This is a genomic window from Ruegeria sp. B11, from assembly GCF_056539785.1.
This window is the reverse complement of the sequence record NZ_JBQFVO010000001.1, coordinates 847,812-867,577: the sequence shown is the minus strand read 5'-3', so window position 1 is coordinate 867,577 and position 19,766 is coordinate 847,812. Positions and strand designations below refer to the sequence as shown.

The following is a 19,766-nucleotide window of genomic DNA, read 5'->3' as shown; positions in this document are numbered from 1 at the left end:
TGGATCGGACGCCGGGTGTTGCGTCCGCGTTGCGTAACGCATTGACTTTGCGCACTTTTCTTGGTAGGAATTATGTCATGCTAGAAGAGGTGGGCAACGGCCCCGGGGCGACCCGGCGGTCGTTTTTCGTTTCTCTCGTGCGGAAAAACTCACGCATGAGGTCACAGGCAAACATGACTTTGATTACCCCGGAAGAGCGGATTTCTCAGACGGCTGATTTGTTGCAGTCGCTCGAAAGATCCATTCGCGATCTGCGCCAAGCAGCGGAAGAACTGCGAAAACAGATCGGTGCCGGGGAGGATGCAAACCTTGCCGGAACAGGCAAGCAACTGGGTCAGCTAGAGGGGCTGATCCGCAGTTGCCAGAAAGTGGAGACAAGCTTTGTCGAACAACATCACAGACAAGCCGGAATTGCCCAAGGGGGCTATGCGCTCGACCTTGATCGGGCACGATCTGAGATCGGGTGCAGGCTGGCTCGCCTCCGCGCCTGCTGCGGTGCAGGACAGATTTCTGAGTGAGATCGGGGAGGGGGGGCTGTGTGCCCTCCCTTTCCTATTCGAGTTCTGGGCGCTGCCGCATCAGTTGCCGCCCGAGGGCGACTGGCGGTCGTGGGTGATCATGGGCGGGCGCGGGGCCGGTAAGACGCGGGCGGGGGCCGAGTGGGTGCGGTCGGTGGTCGAGGGGTCATTGCCTCTGGATCGGGGGCAGGCGTGTCGTGTGGCTCTGGTCGGTGAGACATTTGATCAGGTGCGCGATGTGATGATCTTTGGGGATAGCGGGATATTGCAGTGTTCACCGCCGGATCGGCGGCCTGTTTGGAAGGCGTCTGAACGCAAGCTGGTTTGGCCTAACGGGTCCGAGGCGCAGGCGTTTTCGGCGCATGATCCCGAGGGGCTGCGGGGGCCGCAGTTTGATGCGGCCTGGGTGGATGAGCTGGCCAAGTGGAAGAAGGCGGGCGAGACCTGGGATATGTTGCAATTTGCGCTGCGGCTGGGGGAACGGCCGCGGGTCTGTGTGACCACGACGCCGCGCAATGTGAAGGTTTTGAAGGATTTGCTGGCGTCTCCGTCCACGGTACAGACCCACGCGCCGACCGAGGCGAACCGGGCCAATCTGGCGGGTTCCTTTTTGGAAGAGGTACGCGCGCGCTATGCCGGCACGCGGCTGGGGCGGCAGGAATTAGACGGGGTGTTGCTGTCGGATGTTGAGGGCGCGTTGTGGACGGGTTCGATGCTGGAGGCGGCGCGCTGTGCGCAGGTGCCCGCATTGGACCGGGTTGTCGTGGCGCTGGACCCGGCGGTGACGGCGGGGTCGGATGCGGATGCTTGCGGGATCGTGGTCGTGGGTGCTCAGTTGCAGGGGCCGCCCGAGGACTGGCGGGCCTATGTGCTGGCTGACCGGACGGTGCAGGGCGTTGGCCCGGCGGGCTGGGCGCAGGCGGCGATTGACGCGATGGATGAGTTCGGGGCCGAACGGTTGGTGGCCGAGGTCAATCAGGGCGGGCAACTGGTGGAAGAGGTCGTGCGGCAGGTGGACCCTCTGGTGCCTTATCGCGCAGTGCGAGCGTCTCGCGGCAAGGTCGCGCGGGCCGAGCCTGTAGCGGCGCTATACGATCAGGGGCGTGTGGCCCATTTGGCCGGGTTGGACTCGCTGGAGGAGCAGATGTGCCAGATGACCGCGCGCGGGTTCGAAGGGCAGGGCTCACCCGACCGGGTCGACGCGCTGGTCTGGGCGCTGCATGAGTTAGTTGTGGGGCCTGCGGGGGCGTTTAGAAGGCCGAGGGTGCGGAGTTTGTGAGCACTCTGAGGGGTGCTCTACAAACAATCATATTTCTCCTAAAGGGCTGATCTTTCGCTGGGCGCATTCAGGTTCAGGGCGTTGGGTATTCTTGATTCCAACTGTCCTCGTATTCGCCGAGCAACCGGGACAACGTCAGCAGCGAAGAAAACAGCCTTGCGTGGACATCCGGCGACATCATTGTTTTGTAGTCATCAAGTAGCTGCACAAGAACGACTACGTTGGAGGCAAACACCTCATAGACGTGTTTGTCGGCAGCAGTAGGTTCATTGGTCCAGTATTTGTGCGTATCGGAGTGTCCAGACGGCACAGGTTCGTTTTCAGTCATCGGGTGGCCTCTTCAATTTGAAGCACACGTGGGGGCATGTGAAACGCAGACAATTGCCGTGGCATGAAATCACAAAAACTTGGCGGTGATTGCAAAGGATTTAGGCTATCGGTTGAACAAACTTCTGAATCTTGCAATCAGCCAAGCTAGAGTCTGGGTCAGGGCTCGCCCGACCCGGTCGACCCGTTAGTCTCTGCGTTGCATGAGTTGGTTGTGGAGCCTGCGGGGGTCTATCGGCGGCCTTGGGTGCGGGCGCTATAGCAGTTTCACTGCCCAGTTTAAGTGCTGTTAAGTAGCAAAATGTGGCACTAGCGAGCAGGTACAGACAGTATTGTCCAGTGTCGCGCGTGAGCTATCACTTGCGCGCCTTCGCTTTGCCTGTCGCTGATTGCGCCGCGTTCGTGCTTTGGGCAAGCAATCAAAAAAGATCCATCGTTGACGGGTTCGCGGATCTCTCGATTTTCACTGATGATTTGGCAAACGTCTTCGGGTGTCGGGTAGGGTCTGACTGGATTTAAGCCTGAGGTTCCGGCTTCGGTATACTTGAAGGTCGTTGGTTCTGCGCTGTAATCCAAATTTGGTCCGAAACATCCCGACACTGCTAAAAGCAAGACCGGTACGATTGCTTTGGTTAAATTCATGAAACCTCACTACATTCTTGAAAACCATAAAGTTATATTTCAGGAGTATTCGAACAGAATCTTCGCGTCTAGATTGAATGCGTGCGAGCAGTGGTTTTACTGTGAACTCTCTGAATTCGCTCTAGTTCTATTTCACGTCATGTATCCGTTGCCCAACCCCCGTACGCCCCATTCCCGAGACTTAAACTTCTTTCCGTCATAACTCCTTTCAACAAGCCGGGCAGAGCGGCGGCAGAAAGGAGCACAGATGGTATTCGATTTCTTGCGTCGTGGATCGGCTGGGGAAGCGCCCGAGGCGAAGGCGAGCGCAGCGGGGCCTGTGGTGGCGTGGCAGACGGGCGGGCGCGTGGCGTGGAGCCCTCGGGACGCGGTGTCGCTGACGCGGACGGGGTTTTCGGGGAACCCGGTGGGGTTTCGCTCGGTAAAGCTGATTGCCGAGGCGGCGGCGGCTTTGCCTCTGGTGCTGCAGGATCAGGCGCAGCGGTTTGATGTGCATCCGATCCTGAGCCTCATGCGCCGTCCGAATGCGGCGCAGGGGCGGGCGGAATTGATGGAAGCGCTGTTTGGACAGTTGCTGCTGTCGGGCAATGCTTATGTTGAGGCGGTTCAGGCCGATGAAGGTTTGCCGATAGAGCTGCATGTCTTGCGCTCGGACCGGATGAGCGTGGTGCCGGGGGCGGATGGGTGGCCCAAGGCGTATGACTACGCTGTGGGCGGCAAGAAGCACCGGTTTGCGGCGGAAAACATCTGTCATATCAAGTCATTCCATCCGCAGGATGATCATTACGGGTTCTCGCCGATGCAGGCGGCCGCGATGGCGATAGATGTGCATAACAGCGCGTCTCGGTGGTCGAAATCGCTGCTGGATAATGCGGCGCGGCCTTCGGGGGCGCTGGTGTGGAAGGGTGATGGCCACGGGGTGATGGCCGAAGATCAGTTTCGGCGTCTGTCGGACGAGATCGAGCAGAACTATCGCGGGGCGCGGAATGCTGGGCGTCCGATGGTTCTGGAAGGGGGGCTGGATTGGAAGCCGATGGGCTTCTCGCCCTCGGACATGGAGTTTCAAAAGACCAAGGAAGCCGCCGCCCGTGAGATCGCGCTGGCCTTTGGGGTCCCGCCGATGCTGCTGGGGATCCAAGGCGATGCGACCTATTCGAACTATCAGGAGGCCAACCGGGCGTTTTATCGCCTGACCGTGCTGCCCCTGGTGACGCGGGTGGCGGCGGCGGTGTCGGAGTGGCTGGCGGGGATCTCGGGTGAGGATTTGGTGCTGAAGCCGGATCTGGATCAGGTGCCCGCGCTGTCTGCGGAACGCGATGCGCAATGGGCGCGGGTTAGCGGGGCCGAATTCCTGAGCGATGCCGAGAAACGCGCGTTGCTGGGGCTGCCGGAGCGTGGGGATGGGTGATGGGTATCCTCCGTTCGACTGCGCGCCGGGCCTGCGCCTGGCCGCGCATGAACGGGTGGCCGAGATCCAGCACGCCCACCTGTGTCGGCGGTTGGATCAGATCGAAGAGATGATGGAGCGGCTGGAGAAGCGGTTGTGGCTGACGGTTTACGGCGTGGCGGCGGTGATTTTGGCGCAGGCGTTTCAGTCATTCCTTGTGGTAACGCCATAATGTCAGTGGGTTACATGGAGAAGTTCATGGATTTGGAGCATAAATTCGCACAGTTCGGAGACAGCTTGTCGGTGACCGACGATGCGGTGATCGAAGGGTATGCCAGCCTGTTTGGGCAGGTCGATCAGGGCAGCGATGTGGTGCAGCGCGGGGCGTATAGGGGCTCGCTTGACGGGCTGTCCAAGGCGGGTCAGCGGGTCAAGATGCTGTGGCAACACGATCCCGCGCAGCCTATCGGTGTCTGGGATGAGGTACGCGAGGATGACAAGGGCCTGTGGGTCAAGGGACGTCTGCTGGAGTCCACACAAAAGGGCCGTGAGGCGGCCGAATTGATCCGGGCGGGGGCAATGGACGGCCTGTCGATTGGCTATCGCACTAAACGGGCCGTGAAAAATGACAAGGGCCAGCGGGTCCTGACCGAACTGGAGCTGTGGGAGGTGTCTTTGGTGACGTTCCCGATGCTGCCCAGTGCGCGGGTGGCGGCGAAAGGCGTGGAGCCTGACGTTGAAAACACCTGGCGCAGTATTGCTGAGGTGTTCAACGACGCCCGGCAGGAGCTGGCGCGAATCTAGCGCCTCTAACCCCCCAATAAGGAAGTGCTGATGAGCAAGACCGAGACCCCGGCCTTGACCGGAGAGGGTGCGCCCCTGGTTCAGGAGGTGAAGCAGGCGATGGCTGGCTTCGTGAATGAATTCAACGGCCTCAAGGCCGAAGTTAAAACCCAACTGCAACAGACAGAAGAGCGACTGACCATGCTGGATCGTAAATCAACCATCGCGGCGCGTCCGCACCTTGCGGCATCGATCGAAGAAGGCGCCCCGCATCAGAAGGCTTTTGACGCCTATGTGCGTTCGGGCGAGGATGACGGGCTGCGCGGGCTGGAGATTGAGGCCAAGTCGCTTTCGACGGCGGTGAACAGCGACGGTGGCTATCTGGTCGATCCGCAGACGGCTGAGATGATCAAGTCGGTGTTGAATTCAACCGCTTCGATCCGTTCGATTGCGTCAGTTGTGAATGTCGAGGCGAACTCGTTCGACGTGCTGATCGACCACACCGATGTGGGCGCGGGTTGGGCGGATGAAAACTCGGCTACGGCTGAGACCTCGACCCCATCGATTGATCGGATTTCGATCCCGCTGCACGAGCTGAGCGCGCTGCCCAAAGCGTCGCAGCGTCTGTTGGATGACAGTGCGTTTGATGTCGAAGGCTGGCTGGCCGGTCGCATCGCCGACAAGTTTGCACGGGCCGAGGCGGCGGCGTTCATCAATGGTGATGGTGTGGATAAGCCCAAGGGTATCCTGACCCACCGCACGATGGAAAACGGCAGCTGGGGCTGGGACAGCCTGGGTTATGTCGCGTCGGGCATTGATGGCGGCGTTGATGCGGATGCCATTGTGGACGTGGTCTACGCGCTGGGCGCGCAGTACCGGGTGAACGGCACATTCGTGATGAACTCGAAAACCGCGGGTCTGATCCGCAAGCTGAAGGACAGCGATGGCCGCTTCCTGTGGTCGGATGGTCTGGCGGCGGGTGAGCCTGCGCGTCTGATGGGCTATCCGGTGCTGATTGCCGAGGACATGCCGGATGCGGCGACAGACAGCTACTCGATCGCCTTTGGTGACTTCCAGTCGGGCTACACCATAGCCGAACGTCCCGATCTGCGCGTGCTGCGCGACCCGTTCAGCGCTAAGCCGCATGTCCTGTTCTACGCGACCAAGCGCGTGGGCGGCGACATAAGCGATTTTGCTGCAATCAAACTGCTGAAATTCGGCATCGCCTAAGCGGTGACGGATCCGGGGGGCTGCAAGCCCCTCGGGCGGCGGGCGCGGGCCGGGGTGAGATCCCCCGCGTTGTCTAGCTGCTCCCCTCCGTCCGAGCAACGTGGGGCGGCGCGTGCCCGTCATTTTCCAAGGATACGGCCCCGGAGGGGTCCGAGATTGCGGAGTAAATGGATGATGTTGATCGAAGAAACCGCCATCGCGGATGCGGCGCTGCCGGTGGATCAGTTCAAGGCGCATCTGCGGCTGGGCACGGGGTTTGCCGAGGGCAATGTGCAGGACGAGGTGTTGAATGGCTTTCTGCGTGCGGCCATTGCGGCGATTGAGGCGCGCACCGGTAAGGTGCTGATCGAACGGGATTTCTCGTGGAGCCTGAACGGTTGGCGCGATCCAGCAGGTGAAGTGCTGCCGGTGGCCCCGGTGGTCTCGGTTGCTGCGATCACGCTGACGGATGCGGCGGGGACCGACATGGTTGTGGATGCCGAAGCTTACCGTTTGGAGCGCGACATGCAGCGCCCTCGGTTGCGTCCGGTTGGCACTTGCTTGCCAAGGGTGCAGACCGGCGGCTCGGTGAAGATTGCCTTCACTGTCGGGATGGCCACGGATTGGGGCGGGCTGCCCGCTGACCTTGGGCAGGCGGTGCTGCTGCTGGCGGCGCATTACTACGAATACCGCGATGAGACGGCGCTGGGCGCGGGGTGCATGCCCTTTGGCGTGACAAGTTTGATCCAGCGCTATCGCACGGTGCGCTTCAGTGCAGGGGTGACTCAATGAGCGCGCCGCGATTGAACCGCAAGCTGGTGCTGGAGGCTCCGGTGCGCAGCGCGGACGGCGCGGGGGGGTATACCGAGACCTGGACTGCGCTGGGTTCGCTTTGGGCCGAGGTGACGGCACGTAGCGGGGCGGAACGCGCGGTCGGTGGCGCCTCGGTGTCGCGGGTTGGCTATCGGATCGTAGTCCGGGGCGCACCTGAGGGGTCCTCGATGCGGCCTACGCCTGATCAGCGATTTGTTGAGGGGGCGCGCCGGTTTGTCATTCGTGCAGTGGCCGAGCGCGATCCACGCGGCCAGTACCTGACTTGTTTCGCGGATGAAGAGGTGGCCGCATGAGCTATGGCGTTGCAGCCGCTTTGCAGGCGGCGGTGTTTCAACAATTGGCGGGGGATGCGCAGGTCAGCACCCTTTCGGGTGGTGCGATCTATGACGCGGTGCCGTCGGGAGTGTTGCCGCAAACTTACGTGACACTTGGCCCGGAAGAGGTGCGCGACGCGTCGGACCGGACGGGCGCAGGCGCGGTGCATCGGTTCACGGTCTCAGTGGTGTCCGAAGCGGCGGGCTTTGGCGCGGCCAAGACATTGGCGGGCGCAGTGTGTGACGCACTGGAAGGCGCGGCGTTGACATTCGACCGGGGCCATCTGGTGGGGCTGTGGTTCGAACGCGCTAGCGCCCGACGCACGGGAACTGGCGGCGCGATCCGCCAGATCGATCTGAGATTCCGCGCCCGCGTGGAAGACGACTAAGCAATCAACGGAGTGAGCATATGGCTGCCCAGAACGGAAAAGACCTGTTGGTCAAAGTGGATATGAACGGCACCGGCCTGTTCGAGACCATCGCGGGGCTGCGCGCCACGCGGATCAGTTTCAACGCGGAAAGTGTGGATGTGACCAGTCTGGAAAGCCAAGGCGGGTGGCGCGAGCTGCTGTCGGGGGCCGGGGTCAAATCGGCCGCGATCTCGGGCTCGGGCGTGTTCAAGGATGCGGGCACAGATGAGCGTGCGCGCCAGCTGTTCTTTGACGGTGAGACGCCCGGCTTTCAGGTGATCATCCCCGATTTCGGTATTGTCGAAGGCCCGTTTCAGGTCAGCAGCATCGAATATGCGGGCTCGCACAACGGTGAGGCGACCTATGAGATGAGCATGGCAAGCGCCGGTGCGCTGAGCTTTACGGCGCTCTGATGGCCAATCCGTGGACGGGCGAGGTGGCGCTGACCATCGATGGGGAGCAGCGGGTACTCAAGCTGACATTGGGTGCTTTGGCGGAATTGGAACAAGAGCTGCAGGCCGGGTCTCTGGTCGAACTGGTGCAGCGGTTTGAAGGCGGGGCTTACTCCAGCGGTGATGTGCTGGCGCTGCTAGTTGCCGGGTTGCGGGGCGGCGGAGCGCAGGTCACGCGCGATGATCTGCTGCATGCCGAGATTGCGGGTGGGCCGATGGCGGGGGCCAAGGCGGCGGCCGAGCTGCTGGCGCACGCCTTCATGGTGCCCGAGTGAGCGGGTTCGACTGGCCCGTCCTGATGCGGGCCGGATTTCTCGGCCTGCGTCTGACGCCGGATCAGTTCTGGTGTCTGACCCCGGCCGAGCTGCGGCTGATGCTGGGGCAGTGCGCGGGGATGCCGGCGATGAACCGGTCAGGGCTGGATGCGCTGCTCGCGGCCTATCCGGACAAGACACAAGGAGAGCGTGATGACGGATCGTGATGGTTTTGACGACCTGCAGGAGCGGGGAGATGCGCTGGGTGATGCGTTGGGCGACGCCGCGACAATGGCATCAGCGTTTGATGGTCAGATGCGGCGGATCAAGGCTGCGTTTGAAGAGACTGGAAAAGATGTGGCCACGCTGGAGCGTGGCATGTCGGGCGGGTTGCGCAAGGCTTTTGATGGCGTGGTGCTGGATGGGATGAACCTGTCGGGGGCGCTGGATGTGCTGAAGAACTCGATGATCCGCACGGCCTATTCGGCGGCCATCAAACCTGTGACGGATCATTTTGGCGGCATGCTGGCCAACGGGGTTGGTGGCTTGGTGCAGGGGATACTGCCCTTTGCGGATGGAGGCAGTTTTTCTCAGGGCCGTGTGATGCCGTTTGCCAATGGTGGGGTCGTTAGCAGCCCGACGATGTTTCCGATGCGAGGCGGCACCGGGTTGATGGGTGAGGCGGGTCCCGAGGCGATCATGCCACTGGCGCGCGGGGCCGATGGCAAGCTGGGTGTGCGGTCACAGGGTGGCGGGCGAGCGGTCAACGTGGTGATGAATATCTCAACACCGGACGTGCAGGGGTTCCGCCGCTCTCAGGGGCAGATTGCGGCGCAGATGAGCCGCGCATTGGGCCGCGGCAATCGCAACAGATAAGGGGAGCAGGCGATGAATTTCCACGAGGTGAGATTTCCCGCCAGCCTGAGCTTTGGCTCGGTCGGTGGGCCGGAACGGCGCACGGATATCGTGACGCTGGCCAACGGGTTCGAAGAACGCAACACGCCCTGGGCGCATTCGCGCAGGCGCTATGATGCCGGGCTGGGGATGCGGTCGCTAGACGATATCGAGACATTGATTTCCTTCTTCGAGGCGCGGCAAGGCCAGATGTTTGGATTCCGCTGGAAGGACTGGTCGGATTTCAAATCGGGCGCGGCGACGGCTGAGGTCGACAAGGGCGATCAGGTGATTGCGCGCGGAGATGGCGAGACGGTTTCGTTTCAACTGGTCAAGACTTACAGCTCGGGCGGGTTCAGCTATGTGCGGCCAATCCTGAAGCCGGTACTGGGGACCGTGACGCTGGGGCTGGATCAGGACGCGCAACGCGAAGGCGTGGACTTTGAGGTCGATCTGGCGACCGGGCGCGTGATGTTCTCGGCCCCGCCGCCTGAGCAGGTCGAGATTACAGCCGGGTTTGAGTTCGACGTTCCGGTACGGTTCGACACCGACAAGATCCAGACCAGCGTTGCCAGCTTTCAGGCCGGTGACGTCCCGAACGTACCGGTGGTCGAGGTGCGGGTCTGATGAGCGGGGACAAACAGGCGCTGCAGGCGCATTTGCAAAGCGGGCTGACCACCACCTGTCGTTGCTGGGCAATCACGCGCAGCGACGGGCAGGTCTATGGTTTCACGGATCACGATATGGAGTTGCGCTTTGACGGGCTGGTGTTCAAAGCCAGCACCGGTCTGACCGCTGCGGCGATCGAGCAGGCAACCGGCCTGTCGATCGATAATACCGAGGCGATGGGCGCGCTGTCTGATGCCTCGGTCCGGGAAGAGGATATCGAGGCGGGGCGCTTTGATGGGGCCGAGGTGCGGGCCTGGCTGGTCAATTGGGCCGATCCTGAGCAGCGGATGCTGCAGTTTCGTGGTTCGATTGGTGAGTTGCGTCGCGCTGGCGGGGCGTTTCATGCGGAATTGCGCGGGTTGACCGATCTGCTGAACCGGCCTTTAGGGCGGATTTATCAGAAGCCCTGTACGGCAGTGTTGGGGGATAAGGCGTGCCGCTTTGCCCTGGAGACGCCGGGTTATCGCGCTGAGGCTGAAATTGTCGCGCTGGACGGCGCGGCTTTGCGTTTGCAGGGCGCGGAGAGTTCTGATGCGGGTTGGTTTGAACGCGGCAGGCTGGATGTGCTGGACGGGGCTGCGCAGGGCCTGTGGGCCTCGATCAAGCTGGATGAACAGGTCAGAGATGGCCGCGATGTCACGCTGTGGTCGGCGATTGGCGGCGGACTGGCGGTTGGGGACCGGGTCCAGCTGATCGCCGGGTGTGACAAGCGCACGACCACTTGCCGACTGAAGTTCAACAACATGCTGAATTTTCAGGGCTTCCCTGACCTGCCGCACGAGGATTGGGTCATGGCCGTACCCAAGCGCAGTAGTCAACACAAAGGGGGAAGCAGGCGATGATGCGGACAAAACAAGATATCGTGGACGAAGCGCGCGGATGGCTGGGCACACCTTATGTTCATCAGGCCTCTGTTCGGGGTGCAGGCGCCGATTGTCTGGGCTTACTGCGGGGCGTTTGGCGGGCGGTGATGGGGCATGAGCCTGAGGCGGTGCCGGTCTACAGCATGGATTGGTCCGAGCCACAGGGTGAGGAGCGCATGTGGGCCGCAGCCCGTCGCCATCTAGTCGAGAAATCGGCCGATGATTTGGCCCCCGGGGATGTATTGCTGTTTCGGATGCGGGATGCGGCAGTGGCAAAGCATCTGGGCATCGTCAGCGCCCAAGACCCGATGCGATTCATCCACGCCTATACCGGGCATGGGGTTGTTGAAAACACGCTGAGCGAGCCTTGGCGTCGCCGCGTGGTCGCTTGTTTCGAGTTCCCGCTGGAGGATTTCTGATGGCCACAATAGTTCTGTCTGCTGCAGGTGCGGCAATAGGTGGTTCGATCGGGGGCTCGGTTGCGGGTCTGTCCACGGCGGTGATTGGCCGCGCGGTCGGAGCGACGCTGGGGCGGGTGATCGACAACCGGTTGATGGCCAGCCAATCCGTAATGGGCGGCGGCAGCGAGGTGGTCGAGACCGGGCGTCTGGATCGTTTCCGTCTCACCGAAACCGGCGAGGGTGCGACCGTCGCGACGGTCTACGGCCGGATGCGGGTTGGAGGGCAGGTCATCTGGGCCTCGGACTTTCTGGAAACCCGATCGACCTCGACAACGACCCAAACCTCGGGCGGTGGCGGTGGCGGCAAAGGCAAGCCGAAGCCCGTCGAAGTGACGACGACCACGACGACGCATAGCTATAGCTATTCGGTATCTCTGGCGATTGCCGTGGGCGCAGGCAAAGTTGCGGATATCACACGCATCTGGGCCGATGGTGAAGAGGTCGAGCGCCGAACGCTGAACATGCGGATATATCGTGGCGATCACGAGCAACTGCCCGATCCTCTGATGGAAGCGGTTGAAGGCACAGGTACGGTGCCTGCTTATCGCGGCACGGCTTATGTGGTGATCGAAGATCTGGCGCTGGGCCCCTTTGGCAACCGCGTGCCGCAATTCTCGTTCGAGGTGGTGCGGCAGGAACAAGAAGAGATGCCGGATGCGGCGGACGCGCTGTCACGGATCATCAAGGGGGTGGCCTTGATGCCGGGTACGGGTGAATACGCGCTGGCTTCATCTCAGGTTAATTACACCAAGGGCCGGGGGCGCAGTTGGGCGGCGAATGTCAATTCACCATCGGGCAAGTCCGATCTGGTGACCTCGACGCGGGCGCTCGACCAGGAATTGCCGGGCTGCGAGGCGGCTTCGTTGATCGTGTCGTGGTTCGGCGATGATTTGCGCTGCGGAGAATGCCAGATCCGCCCCAAGGTTGAACGCAAGAATATCGAGGGCGCAAACATGCCCTGGAGTGTTTCAGGTCTGTCCCGAACTGCGGCGGGGCAGGTGAAATGGCAGGATGGGCGTCCGGTTTATGGCGGCACACCGGCTGATGCGGCCGTAGTGCAGGCGATCCGGCACCTGAAGAACTCGGGCAAACGGGTTATGTTTTATCCGTTTATTTTGATGGAGCAATCAGAGGGCAACGGCCTGCCTGATCCGTGGTCCGATGCGCCGGATCAGCCACATTTGCCTTGGCGTGGGCGGATCACTTTGGATGTTGCTCCGGGGCGGCCAGGCTCGCCGGATCAAACTGCCGATGCGGATGCGCAGGTGGCGGCGTTCTTTGGTACGGCGCGCGCGTCACATTTCTCGACCAGCGGCAGCAAAGTGACCTATCGCGGCCCTAGCGAATGGGGATTACGGCGGTTCATTCTGCACTATGCGGCCCTTTGCAAGGCGGCGGGCGGCGTGGAGTCCTTCTGCATCGGGTCCGAGATGCGCGGGCTAACGCAAATCCGCGGCGCGTCTGGCTTCACTGCAGTTGCGGAGCTGCGGTCTCTGGCCGCGGAAGTGCGCGCGATATTGGGGCCGGAAACTAAGGTCGGCTATGCCGCAGACTGGACCGAGTATTTCGGGTATCAGCCGCAAGACGGCACCGGAGACCGGTATTTCCACCTCGACCCGCTTTGGGCCGATGAGAACATAGATTTTGTCGGCATCGACAACTATATGCCGCTGTCCGACTGGCGGGATAGGGCCTCGCATCTGGACGCTGAGGTGTCGAATGGGTCGATCTACGATCTGGACTATCTGCGCGGCAATATCGAAGGCGGCGAGGGGTATGATTGGTACTATGCGTCACCCGAGGAAGCCGAAGCGCAGATCCGAAGCCCGATCACTGATGACGATCATGGCGAGCCGTGGGTCTGGCGGTACAAGGACCTGCGCAACTGGTGGGCGAACCGACATCATGAGCGGATCGGGGGCGTGCGGCATCAAACACCCACGGGTTGGGTTCCGGGGTCCAAGCCAATCTGGTTCACCGAACTGGGCTGCGCGGCCATCGACAAGGGCACGAACCAGCCGAACAAATTCTTGGACCCAAAGTCGTCTGAATCGAATTTGCCGCGCTATTCCAACGGGGTACGGGATGATTTTATCATGGTTCAGTACCTTCGGGCCGTCCTTGGCTATTGGGGTGATGCTGAGATCAACCCGGTTTCAGATATCTATGACGGTCCGATGGTGGACCTGTCGAACGCCTTTGTCTGGGCTTGGGATGCGCGTCCGTTCCCGACTTTCCCGAACCTGCGGTCGCAGTGGTCGGACGGCGATAACTATGCACGTGGGCATTGGCTGAACGGGCGATCCGGGTCGCGGACTCTGGCCTCGGTCGTGACAGAAATCTGCCTTGAGGCAGGGGTGACGGCGATTGATGTGTCCGAGCTCTACGGCGTGGTACGCGGTTACGCGGTTGAGGACGTAATGAATGCTCGGCAGGCCTTGCAGCCGCTGATGCTGCGCTATGGGTTCGACGCGATCGAGCGGGACGGGGTGCTGAAGTTCAGAACCCGCGACGGGCGTCGGGCCGTTGACATTGACCCCGAGCAGATCGCCATCAGCGCGGATATCGACGGGCCAGTGGAACATCGCCGCGAGGCAGACGCCGAGATGACCGGGCGTGTGCGTCTGCGGTTTGTCCAATCGGATGCGGACTATGATGTTGTCGCGGAAGAGGCCGTCTTGCCTGATGACAGAACCCATTCGGTCGCCGTCAACGAAATGCCATTGTCGATGACTCGCGCCGAAGGGCGTCAGACGGTCGAGCGCTGGCTAAGCGAATCCCGCATCTCGCGCGAGACTGTACGATTTGCTCTGCCGCCCTCGCTGCTGCATGTCGGAGCCGGCGATGTGGTGCGTTTGCCGGATGGCGGGGACGGAACGCTATATCGGATCGACCGGCTGGAACAGGCCGAGATGCAATTGGCGGATGCAGTGCGGATTGAACCCGGAGTTTATACCCCGTCCGATGTTTTGGATGATGTAGCGACAGCCAAGCCATTCATTGCTCCGGTGCCAGTTCTGCCGGTGTTCATGGATCTGCCGCTGATCACTGGATCCGAAGCGCCCCATGCGCCGTATCTGGCGATATCGGCCGAGCCCTGGCCCGGTAACGTGGCTGTCTATTCGGCTGCACAGGATGAGGACTATACCTTGCATCAAGTGATCGCGGGGCAGGCGGTGATTGGCTTCACCGAAACACCCCTGCGACGCGCAGGCGCTGGGATCTGGGACGAAGGGGCCGCGTTGCGTGTCAACCTGATCGATGGCGTTTTGGAGTCGCGTCCACGCTCGGCGTTGCTGAGTGGTGCCAATCTGGCTGCCATCGGTGACGGAACACCGGGCAATTGGGAAGTGTTTCAGTTCTCGGATGCGGTCTTGCAGGAGACTGGCGTTTACAATTTGTCAGGCCGCTTGCGTGGTCAGTTGGGTACGGATGCCCTGATGCCGGATGTATGGCCTGAAGCGTCTACCTTTGTCCTACTGGATGAACGTGTTTATCAGACCGGGTTGCTGCGCACCGAACGCCGCGTGGCCAAGCATTACCGTATCGGCCCTGCAACGCGCGGCTACGAGGACCCGGCATATGTGCATCTGGTTGAAGCGTTCGATGGCAATGGGCTGAGACCTTATGCGCCAGTGCATTTGCAGGCTTCTGCGTCGGCTACCGGGGACAAGATCTCGTGGGTGCGCCGCACCCGGATTGATGGCGATGACTGGAGCGCATTGGATGTGCCTCTGGGCGAAGAAAGCGAATCCTATCTGATCCGCGTCTTCATTGAGGGTGCTTTGTTGCGCGAAACTGTCACCAGTGATCCGGTTTGGCAGTATTCTGCCGCGATGAAAGCCGATGACGGGCTGGCCGGACCCTACGATATCGCAGTCGCGCAGGTTTCGGCTACCTACGGACCCGGGGCGTTTGCGCGCCTTTCGGTCGGCTAGCCGTGCGGCCAGTCCTGCACGGAGATCTCAGCGCGGCGGCGCGGGCTTTGCTGGCCGCGCCGCGAACCGACCGCGATAGGATAAGCACCCTCCTGATTGCTGAGGCCGAACTGGCGGATCGACATGTCGCCAGAACAGGGCGGTTGCATCCTGTTTATGGAAATGGCTCGTTGATGGCAGCCGCGCGCTGCCGGCCCTTGGCAGACGAGCCAAATTTCGACGATCTGCAATATTGCCAATGTTTCGAGATGGTTCTGCGAAAACTGATCCGGTTCCAAATCAGCCAGATGCGCAGCTGACACATTTTGAGGCGGCAAGGTCCAGCTCTAGCCTTCCGTGCGCTATTTCCTCGCCGCAATCTTCGCAATAGCCGAATTCGTCTTCGTCCATCCGGTTCAGCGCGGCCCGAAGCCGATGCGTTTCGGTGTCGCGCCGGGCCTGTTGCGCCTTGGCCATTGCTTGATTTTGCAACGCATCCATCCGGCTGAGCCGACCCACTGCCTGTTGATCCAGCTCCACAACTGATTGCGCATCCTGACCGGCGGCGGATTGCGCGGCGAGATCGCGAAGGCGCTGGTGAATAAGCTTCCGAAAATGGTCCAGATCGGCTGAGTTCATTTTTTGTTGTAGTGCATATCAAGGGTTTGCGTTTGGTAATTTTACGACTAGATGGCTATTCTAAGCGCAGCAAAGGATGAAAAGCCATGTTCGAAACGCGCAGCCAAGTGACACCCGTGGACCCGGTTTGGGACCGCATCACCTCGGAAGCCCATGCAGCCGTCGAGAAAGAGCCGCTGATGGGCGGGTTGGTACACGCCTGTATCTTACATCACCGCAGTCTTGAGAGGGCATTGTCCTATCGCATCTCGGCCAAGCTATGCTCGAATGAGATGTCGATGATGGTACTGCGTGAGATCGTGGATGAGGCCTATGCTGACGACAAAGCGTTGATTGAAGCCGCGCGCGCGGACCTGATGGCTGTTTATGAACGCGATCCGGCCTGCCACCGCCTGCTGCAACCGATCCTTTATTTCAAGGGGTATCAGGCGACGCAGGCTTATCGCGTAGCCCACTGGCTTTGGAACAAGGGGCGCCATGATCTGGCGTATTTCTTCCAGATGCGATCTTCCGAGATATTCGGCATTGATATCCATCCAGCTGCCCGCATCGGTAAAGGCATCATGATCGACCATGCCCATTCTATCGTGATCGGTGAAACCGCTGTGGTTGGGGACAATGTTTCGATGCTGCATTCGGTGACGCTGGGCGGAACCGGTAAGGAAGAAGAACAGCGCCATCCAACCATCGGTGACGGCGTTCTGATCGGCGCGGGTGCCAAGGTTCTGGGCAATATTGAGGTTGGCCATTGCAGCCGTATCGCCGCCGGATCAGTGGTGCTGCAGGAAGTGCCACCGTGCACGACGGTCGCTGGCATTCCCGCCAAGATCGTGGGCGAGGCCGGGTGCGATCAGCCGTCAATCTCGATGGATCATATGCTGGGGAAAGACCAGTAATTCGGAGTGAATAGACGAAAAAGGCCGCCTCGGGGTTCGAGGCGGCCTTTTTTGTGCATGATCTTCTGGGCTTAGGCCAACATGACCATCGGATTTTCCAGGTTGTCGACGATGGCTTGCAGCAGCTGAGCGCCAAGCGCGCCGTCGATGACCCGGTGATCGACCGACATGGTGACGGACATGACGGTTGCGACCGTCAGTTCTCCGTCATCGCCCACGATGGGTTTCTTGAGGCCGGTACCAACTGCGAGGATACCTGCATGCGGCGGGTTCACGATGGCATCGAAATTGTCGATGCCGAACATGCCGAGGTTCGAGACTGCGAAAGTACCGCCTTGGTACTCGTGCGGGGCCAGCTTGCGCTCGCGGGCGCGTCCGGCGAGGTCTTTCATCTCGGTCGACAGCGCCGACAGCGATTTGGTGTCGGCATCTTGCAGGACCGGAGTGAACAGACCGCCCTCGATGGCGACGGCAACAGCTACATCCGAAGGTTTCAGTTGCAGAACCCGGTCACCCGCCCAGACTGCATTGCACTCGGGCACCTGCTGCAGCGCGTTGGCGACGGCCTTGATGATGAAGTCGTTGACGCTGAGCTTCACACCCCGGCCTTCGAGCTGCTTGTTCAACTGGCTGCGGAACTTGAGTAGCGCATCCAGCTTAATGTCGCGACGCAGGTAGAAATGCGGGATGGTCTGTTTGGCCTCAGACAGACGCGCGGCGATGGTCTTGCGCATGCCATCGAGTTTGATCTCTTCGTATTCGCGGCCTCCGTACATCTTGGCCACGGCGTCCGCCGATGGACCTGCGGGAGCGGCGGCGGTTGGGGCGGCTGCAGCAGCAGGCGCAGGTGCCGCTGCAGGTGTGGCTGTGGCGCTTTCCACATCGGCTTTGACGATACGGCCATGAGGGCCAGAACCTGAGATTTGAGCCAGATCTAGACCCTTTTGCGCGGCAATCCGACGAGCAAGGGGGGAGGCAAAAATACGACCGCCATCCGCTTTGGCCGGTGCCGCTGGGGCAGGGGCGGGCGCCTCGGGTGCCGCCGGTGCGGCAGCCTCGTTGCCCGCTGCGGCAGCTGGCGCAGCCGCGGGAGCAGCGGTTGGCGTTGCACCGATATCATCAGCGCTTTCCCCATCTTCCAGCAGGACTGCGATGGCGGTGTTGACTTTAACGCCTTCGGTTCCCTCAGCAATAAGGATCTTGCCGACGGTGCCTTCGTCAACGGCCTCGAACTCCATTGTTGCCTTGTCGGTTTCAATTTCGGCCAGCAGATCGCCCGAGGAGACGGTGTCGCCTTCCTTGACGAGCCATTTTGCAAGTGTGCCTTCCTCCATCGTCGGGGACAGGGCAGGCATCAGGATTTCGGTGGGCATTTCAGCGCTCCTCAATCAGAGTAATTTGGTCAAAGGGCGCCTTGGGGCGCCCGGTGCCGCGTGCGAGTGTCGCAATCGCAGCCTCGATTTTGTCTTTGTTCTCCGCCATCCAGAGATAGGCGGTCTGGTGTGAGGGGCGCGCGCCGATCAACCGCATATCCGCCGCCAATCGCTCGGGTACAAGCGCCCGCACGATGCGGTTGTCGATGTCAATCTCGACACGGTAGCATTCGGTTGCTGGATCGCGGCCCCTGATCTCCATTACCGGTAGGTCACCTGTTTCACCGCAGCGATCACCTCATCAGTGGTGATCAGCGCCAGCTTTTCGAGGTTCGCCGCATATGGCATCGGAACATCTTTGCCGGTGAGGGTGATGACCGGGGCGTCGAGATAATCGAACGCTTCCTGCATGACGACCGAGCTGATGTAGCTACCAACGGAACCTTGCGGCCAGCCTTCTTCGACGGTCACAAGACGGTTGGTTTTCATCACCGAGTTGATGATCGCGCCAGTATCCATCGGACGGATAGTACGCAGGTCGATCACTTCGGCGCTGATGCCGTCTTCGGCCAGTTTGTCTGCGGCTTCCAGCGCATATTGCATGCCGATGCCGAAGCTGACGACGGTCACATCCGAGCCTTCGCGCCAGATGCGGGCCTTGCCCAGCGGGATGGTCAGGTCATCCACTTGCGGCACGTCGAAGGACCGGCCGTAGAGGATTTCGTTTTCCAGGAAGACCACCGGGTTCGGGTCGCGGATGGCTGATTTCAGCAGACCTTTGGCATCGGCTGCGGAATAGGGCATCACCACTTTGAGACCGGGCACCTGCATGTACCATGCGGCGTAGTCCTGCGAGTGTTGCGCGGCCACGCGGGCAGCGGCACCGTTAGGGCCACGGAATACGATCGGACAGCCCATCTGACCGCCAGACATATAAAGCGTTTTGGCGGCAGAGTTGATGATCTGGTCAATCGCCTGCATGGCGAAGTTGAAGGTCATGAACTCGACAATCGGTTTCAGCCCGCCAAAGGCCGAGCCGACGGCAATGCCGGTGAAGCCGTGTTCAGTGATCGGGGTGTCGATGACACGTTTGGCACCGAATTCATCGAGCAGGCCTTGAGAGATTTTATAGGCGCCCTGATATTCAGCGACTTCTTCGCCCATCAGATAGACATCTTCGTCGCCGCGCATTTCTTCGGCCATCGCGTCGCGCAAGGCTTCGCGGACGGTTTGCTGCGCCATCTCGGCGTCGGCAGGCCAATCGGGCGACAGGTCCACAACCGGAGCAGCGGGGGCTGCTGCGGCAGGAGCGGGGGCCTCAACCGCCGCAGGGGCGGCTTCGGCCTCCGCTGCGGCTGCGGGCGCAGCCACGGGCAGGGCGGAGGCGTCTTCACCATCTTCGACCAGGATCGCGATAGGGGTGTTTACTTTGACCCCTTCGGTGCCCTCGCTGATCAGAATCTTACCGACGATGCCTTCATCGACGGCTTCGAACTCCATCGTCGCCTTGTCGGTTTCGATCTCGGCCATGATGTCGCCCGAGGATACGGTGTCGCCTTCCTTGACCAGCCACTTGGCCAATGTGCCCTCTTCCATCGTGGGCGAAAGGGCGGGCATGAGAATTTCGGTTGCCATGTCTTATTCG

24 protein-coding genes are annotated in these 19,766 nt (G+C 61.1%); 19 read left to right on the top strand and 5 right to left on the bottom strand.

Annotation, left to right across the window (positions count from 1 at the left end; genetic code table 11):
• Window positions 1–77 precede the first annotated feature (77 nt).
• Both ACR0I1_RS04385 and ACR0I1_RS04380 read left to right on the top strand, forming a co-directional pair.
• Window positions 78–518, top strand: a complete 441-nt coding sequence (locus ACR0I1_RS04385; protein ID WP_480705145.1) for a hypothetical protein — start codon at window positions 78–80, stop codon at window positions 516–518.
• Complete coding sequence (locus ACR0I1_RS04380; RefSeq protein ID WP_480705143.1) at window positions 427–1,797, top strand: DNA-packaging protein; 1,371 nt, start codon at window positions 427–429, stop codon at window positions 1,795–1,797. Before ACR0I1_RS04385 ends, ACR0I1_RS04380 begins: the two co-directional genes overlap by 92 nt.
• 73 nt (window positions 1,798–1,870) lie before the next feature.
• Here the strand turns inward: ACR0I1_RS04380 and ACR0I1_RS04375 are convergent, their stop codons facing one another.
• On the bottom strand, window positions 1,871–2,125 hold the full coding sequence (locus tag ACR0I1_RS04375; protein ID WP_480705141.1) for a hypothetical protein: 255 nt from the start codon (window positions 2,123–2,125) through the stop codon (window positions 1,871–1,873).
• 888 nt (window positions 2,126–3,013) lie between these two features.
• Here ACR0I1_RS04375 and ACR0I1_RS04370 point away from each other — a divergent pair.
• From ACR0I1_RS04370 to ACR0I1_RS04295, 16 genes are all read left to right on the top strand, one after another.
• Entirely contained in the window at window positions 3,014–4,174 is a 1,161-nt protein-coding gene (locus ACR0I1_RS04370) for a phage portal protein (protein ID WP_480705139.1), read from the top strand.
• Entirely contained in the window at window positions 4,167–4,385 is a 219-nt protein-coding gene (locus ACR0I1_RS04365) for a GTA head formation protein, RCAP_rcc01685 family (RefSeq protein WP_010442100.1), read from the top strand. The genes ACR0I1_RS04370 and ACR0I1_RS04365 overlap by 8 nt, the downstream gene beginning before the upstream one ends.
• 26 nt (window positions 4,386–4,411) lie before the next feature.
• Window positions 4,412–4,957: an HK97 family phage prohead protease gene (locus ACR0I1_RS04360; protein WP_480705137.1), complete on the top strand. Its 546-nt coding sequence runs from the start codon at window positions 4,412–4,414 to the stop codon at window positions 4,955–4,957.
• 30 nt (window positions 4,958–4,987) lie between these two features.
• Window positions 4,988–6,166: a phage major capsid protein gene (locus ACR0I1_RS04355; protein ID WP_480705135.1), complete on the top strand. Its 1,179-nt coding sequence runs from the start codon at window positions 4,988–4,990 to the stop codon at window positions 6,164–6,166.
• 171 nt (window positions 6,167–6,337) lie between these two features.
• Complete coding sequence (locus ACR0I1_RS04350; protein ID WP_480561352.1) at window positions 6,338–6,937, top strand: head-tail connector protein; 600 nt, start codon at window positions 6,338–6,340, stop codon at window positions 6,935–6,937.
• The gene (locus tag ACR0I1_RS04345; protein ID WP_480705133.1) at window positions 6,934–7,272 is read left to right on the top strand and encodes a phage head closure protein; all 339 of its coding nucleotides are present in this window, start codon (window positions 6,934–6,936) and stop codon (window positions 7,270–7,272) included. The genes ACR0I1_RS04350 and ACR0I1_RS04345 overlap by 4 nt, the downstream gene beginning before the upstream one ends.
• Complete coding sequence (locus ACR0I1_RS04340; RefSeq protein ID WP_480705131.1) at window positions 7,269–7,682, top strand: DUF3168 domain-containing protein; 414 nt, start codon at window positions 7,269–7,271, stop codon at window positions 7,680–7,682. Before ACR0I1_RS04345 ends, ACR0I1_RS04340 begins: the two co-directional genes overlap by 4 nt.
• Before the next feature lie 20 nt (window positions 7,683–7,702).
• A complete protein-coding gene (locus tag ACR0I1_RS04335) occupies window positions 7,703–8,116 on the top strand; it encodes a phage major tail protein, TP901-1 family (RefSeq protein ID WP_170396490.1) in 414 nt (137 codons plus the stop codon).
• A complete protein-coding gene (locus tag ACR0I1_RS04330; RefSeq protein WP_170817916.1) occupies window positions 8,116–8,430 on the top strand; it encodes a gene transfer agent family protein in 315 nt (104 codons plus the stop codon). The genes ACR0I1_RS04335 and ACR0I1_RS04330 overlap by 1 nt, the downstream gene beginning before the upstream one ends.
• Window positions 8,427–8,636 carry a rcc01693 family protein gene (locus ACR0I1_RS04325; RefSeq protein WP_170817915.1) on the top strand — a complete coding sequence of 70 codons (210 nt, stop codon included), beginning with the start codon at window positions 8,427–8,429 and terminating at the stop codon, window positions 8,634–8,636. Before ACR0I1_RS04330 ends, ACR0I1_RS04325 begins: the two co-directional genes overlap by 4 nt.
• Window positions 8,623–9,285 (top strand): phage tail tape measure protein, encoded by a 663-nt coding sequence (locus tag ACR0I1_RS04320; protein WP_480705129.1) that lies wholly within the window; start codon window positions 8,623–8,625, stop codon window positions 9,283–9,285. The genes ACR0I1_RS04325 and ACR0I1_RS04320 overlap by 14 nt, the downstream gene beginning before the upstream one ends.
• 12 nt (window positions 9,286–9,297) lie before the next feature.
• A complete protein-coding gene (locus tag ACR0I1_RS04315; RefSeq protein ID WP_170565943.1) occupies window positions 9,298–9,930 on the top strand; it encodes a DUF2460 domain-containing protein in 633 nt (210 codons plus the stop codon).
• Window positions 9,930–10,814, top strand: coding sequence for a DUF2163 domain-containing protein (locus ACR0I1_RS04310; protein WP_480705127.1), 885 nt, complete (start codon window positions 9,930–9,932; stop codon window positions 10,812–10,814). Before ACR0I1_RS04315 ends, ACR0I1_RS04310 begins: the two co-directional genes overlap by 1 nt.
• Window positions 10,814–11,254: an NlpC/P60 family protein gene (locus tag ACR0I1_RS04305; protein ID WP_170513050.1), complete on the top strand. Its 441-nt coding sequence runs from the start codon at window positions 10,814–10,816 to the stop codon at window positions 11,252–11,254. The genes ACR0I1_RS04310 and ACR0I1_RS04305 overlap by 1 nt, the downstream gene beginning before the upstream one ends.
• Window positions 11,254–15,234 carry a baseplate multidomain protein megatron gene (locus ACR0I1_RS04300; RefSeq protein ID WP_480705125.1) on the top strand — a complete coding sequence of 1,327 codons (3,981 nt, stop codon included), beginning with the start codon at window positions 11,254–11,256 and terminating at the stop codon, window positions 15,232–15,234. Before ACR0I1_RS04305 ends, ACR0I1_RS04300 begins: the two co-directional genes overlap by 1 nt.
• 2 nt (window positions 15,235–15,236) lie before the next feature.
• The gene (locus ACR0I1_RS04295) at window positions 15,237–15,533 is read left to right on the top strand and encodes a DUF7742 family protein (RefSeq protein ID WP_170403088.1); all 297 of its coding nucleotides are present in this window, start codon (window positions 15,237–15,239) and stop codon (window positions 15,531–15,533) included.
• On the opposite strand, the gene ACR0I1_RS04290 is transcribed toward ACR0I1_RS04295, so the two are convergent.
• Complete coding sequence (locus ACR0I1_RS04290) at window positions 15,514–15,852, bottom strand: TraR/DksA C4-type zinc finger protein (RefSeq protein ID WP_170396506.1); 339 nt, start codon at window positions 15,850–15,852, stop codon at window positions 15,514–15,516. The two genes, ACR0I1_RS04295 and ACR0I1_RS04290, sit on opposite strands and share 20 nt — an antisense overlap.
• An 86-nt stretch (window positions 15,853–15,938) precedes the next feature.
• On the opposite strand from ACR0I1_RS04290, the gene cysE reads away from it, so the two are divergent.
• The gene (cysE, locus tag ACR0I1_RS04285) at window positions 15,939–16,748 is read left to right on the top strand and encodes a serine O-acetyltransferase (RefSeq protein ID WP_480705123.1); all 810 of its coding nucleotides are present in this window, start codon (window positions 15,939–15,941) and stop codon (window positions 16,746–16,748) included.
• A gap of 71 nt (window positions 16,749–16,819) precedes the next feature.
• Here cysE and ACR0I1_RS04280 read toward each other — a convergent pair whose 3' ends face one another.
• Genes ACR0I1_RS04280 through ACR0I1_RS04270 form a run of 3 tightly spaced genes read right to left on the bottom strand, consistent with a single transcriptional unit; the run spans window position 16,820 to window position 19,756 of the window.
• Window positions 16,820–18,121 (bottom strand): pyruvate dehydrogenase complex dihydrolipoamide acetyltransferase, encoded by a 1,302-nt coding sequence (locus tag ACR0I1_RS04280; protein WP_480705121.1) that lies wholly within the window; start codon window positions 18,119–18,121, stop codon window positions 16,820–16,822.
• Between the two features lies 1 nt (window position 18,122).
• Window positions 18,123–18,383 (bottom strand): hypothetical protein, encoded by a 261-nt coding sequence (locus ACR0I1_RS04275; RefSeq protein ID WP_480705119.1) that lies wholly within the window; start codon window positions 18,381–18,383, stop codon window positions 18,123–18,125.
• Window positions 18,383–19,756, bottom strand: coding sequence for a pyruvate dehydrogenase complex E1 component subunit beta (locus ACR0I1_RS04270; protein WP_480705117.1), 1,374 nt, complete (start codon window positions 19,754–19,756; stop codon window positions 18,383–18,385). Before ACR0I1_RS04270 ends, ACR0I1_RS04275 begins: the two co-directional genes overlap by 1 nt.
• Between the last annotated feature and the right edge of the window lie 10 nt (window positions 19,757–19,766).

Coding starts and splice junctions, on each gene's coding strand:
- ACR0I1_RS04270 (WP_480705117.1), bottom strand. CDS start 19,756: ATGGCAACCGAAATTCTCATGCCCGCCCTTTCGCCCACGATGGAAGAG.
- ACR0I1_RS04345 (WP_480705133.1), top strand. CDS start 6,934: ATGAGCGCGCCGCGATTGAACCGCAAGCTGGTGCTGGAGGCTCCGGTG.
- ACR0I1_RS04370 (WP_480705139.1), top strand. CDS start 3,014: ATGGTATTCGATTTCTTGCGTCGTGGATCGGCTGGGGAAGCGCCCGAG.
- ACR0I1_RS04300 (WP_480705125.1), top strand. CDS start 11,254: ATGGCCACAATAGTTCTGTCTGCTGCAGGTGCGGCAATAGGTGGTTCG.
- ACR0I1_RS04315 (WP_170565943.1), top strand. CDS start 9,298: ATGAATTTCCACGAGGTGAGATTTCCCGCCAGCCTGAGCTTTGGCTCG.
- ACR0I1_RS04320 (WP_480705129.1), top strand. CDS start 8,623: ATGACGGATCGTGATGGTTTTGACGACCTGCAGGAGCGGGGAGATGCG.
- ACR0I1_RS04305 (WP_170513050.1), top strand. CDS start 10,814: ATGCGGACAAAACAAGATATCGTGGACGAAGCGCGCGGATGGCTGGGC.
- ACR0I1_RS04365 (WP_010442100.1), top strand. CDS start 4,167: ATGGGTGATGGGTATCCTCCGTTCGACTGCGCGCCGGGCCTGCGCCTG.
- ACR0I1_RS04340 (WP_480705131.1), top strand. CDS start 7,269: ATGAGCTATGGCGTTGCAGCCGCTTTGCAGGCGGCGGTGTTTCAACAA.
- ACR0I1_RS04355 (WP_480705135.1), top strand. CDS start 4,988: ATGAGCAAGACCGAGACCCCGGCCTTGACCGGAGAGGGTGCGCCCCTG.
- ACR0I1_RS04290 (WP_170396506.1), bottom strand. CDS start 15,852: ATGAACTCAGCCGATCTGGACCATTTTCGGAAGCTTATTCACCAGCGC.
- ACR0I1_RS04350 (WP_480561352.1), top strand. CDS start 6,338: ATGATGTTGATCGAAGAAACCGCCATCGCGGATGCGGCGCTGCCGGTG.
- ACR0I1_RS04280 (WP_480705121.1), bottom strand. CDS start 18,121: ATGCCCACCGAAATCCTGATGCCTGCCCTGTCCCCGACGATGGAGGAA.
- ACR0I1_RS04375 (WP_480705141.1), bottom strand. CDS start 2,125: ATGACTGAAAACGAACCTGTGCCGTCTGGACACTCCGATACGCACAAA.
- cysE (WP_480705123.1), top strand. CDS start 15,939: ATGTTCGAAACGCGCAGCCAAGTGACACCCGTGGACCCGGTTTGGGAC.
- ACR0I1_RS04310 (WP_480705127.1), top strand. CDS start 9,930: ATGAGCGGGGACAAACAGGCGCTGCAGGCGCATTTGCAAAGCGGGCTG.
- ACR0I1_RS04360 (WP_480705137.1), top strand. CDS start 4,412: ATGGATTTGGAGCATAAATTCGCACAGTTCGGAGACAGCTTGTCGGTG.
- ACR0I1_RS04385 (WP_480705145.1), top strand. CDS start 78: ATGCTAGAAGAGGTGGGCAACGGCCCCGGGGCGACCCGGCGGTCGTTT.
- ACR0I1_RS04275 (WP_480705119.1), bottom strand. CDS start 18,383: ATGGAGATCAGGGGCCGCGATCCAGCAACCGAATGCTACCGTGTCGAG.
- ACR0I1_RS04335 (WP_170396490.1), top strand. CDS start 7,703: ATGGCTGCCCAGAACGGAAAAGACCTGTTGGTCAAAGTGGATATGAAC.
- ACR0I1_RS04380 (WP_480705143.1), top strand. CDS start 427: ATGCGCTCGACCTTGATCGGGCACGATCTGAGATCGGGTGCAGGCTGG.
- ACR0I1_RS04330 (WP_170817916.1), top strand. CDS start 8,116: ATGGCCAATCCGTGGACGGGCGAGGTGGCGCTGACCATCGATGGGGAG.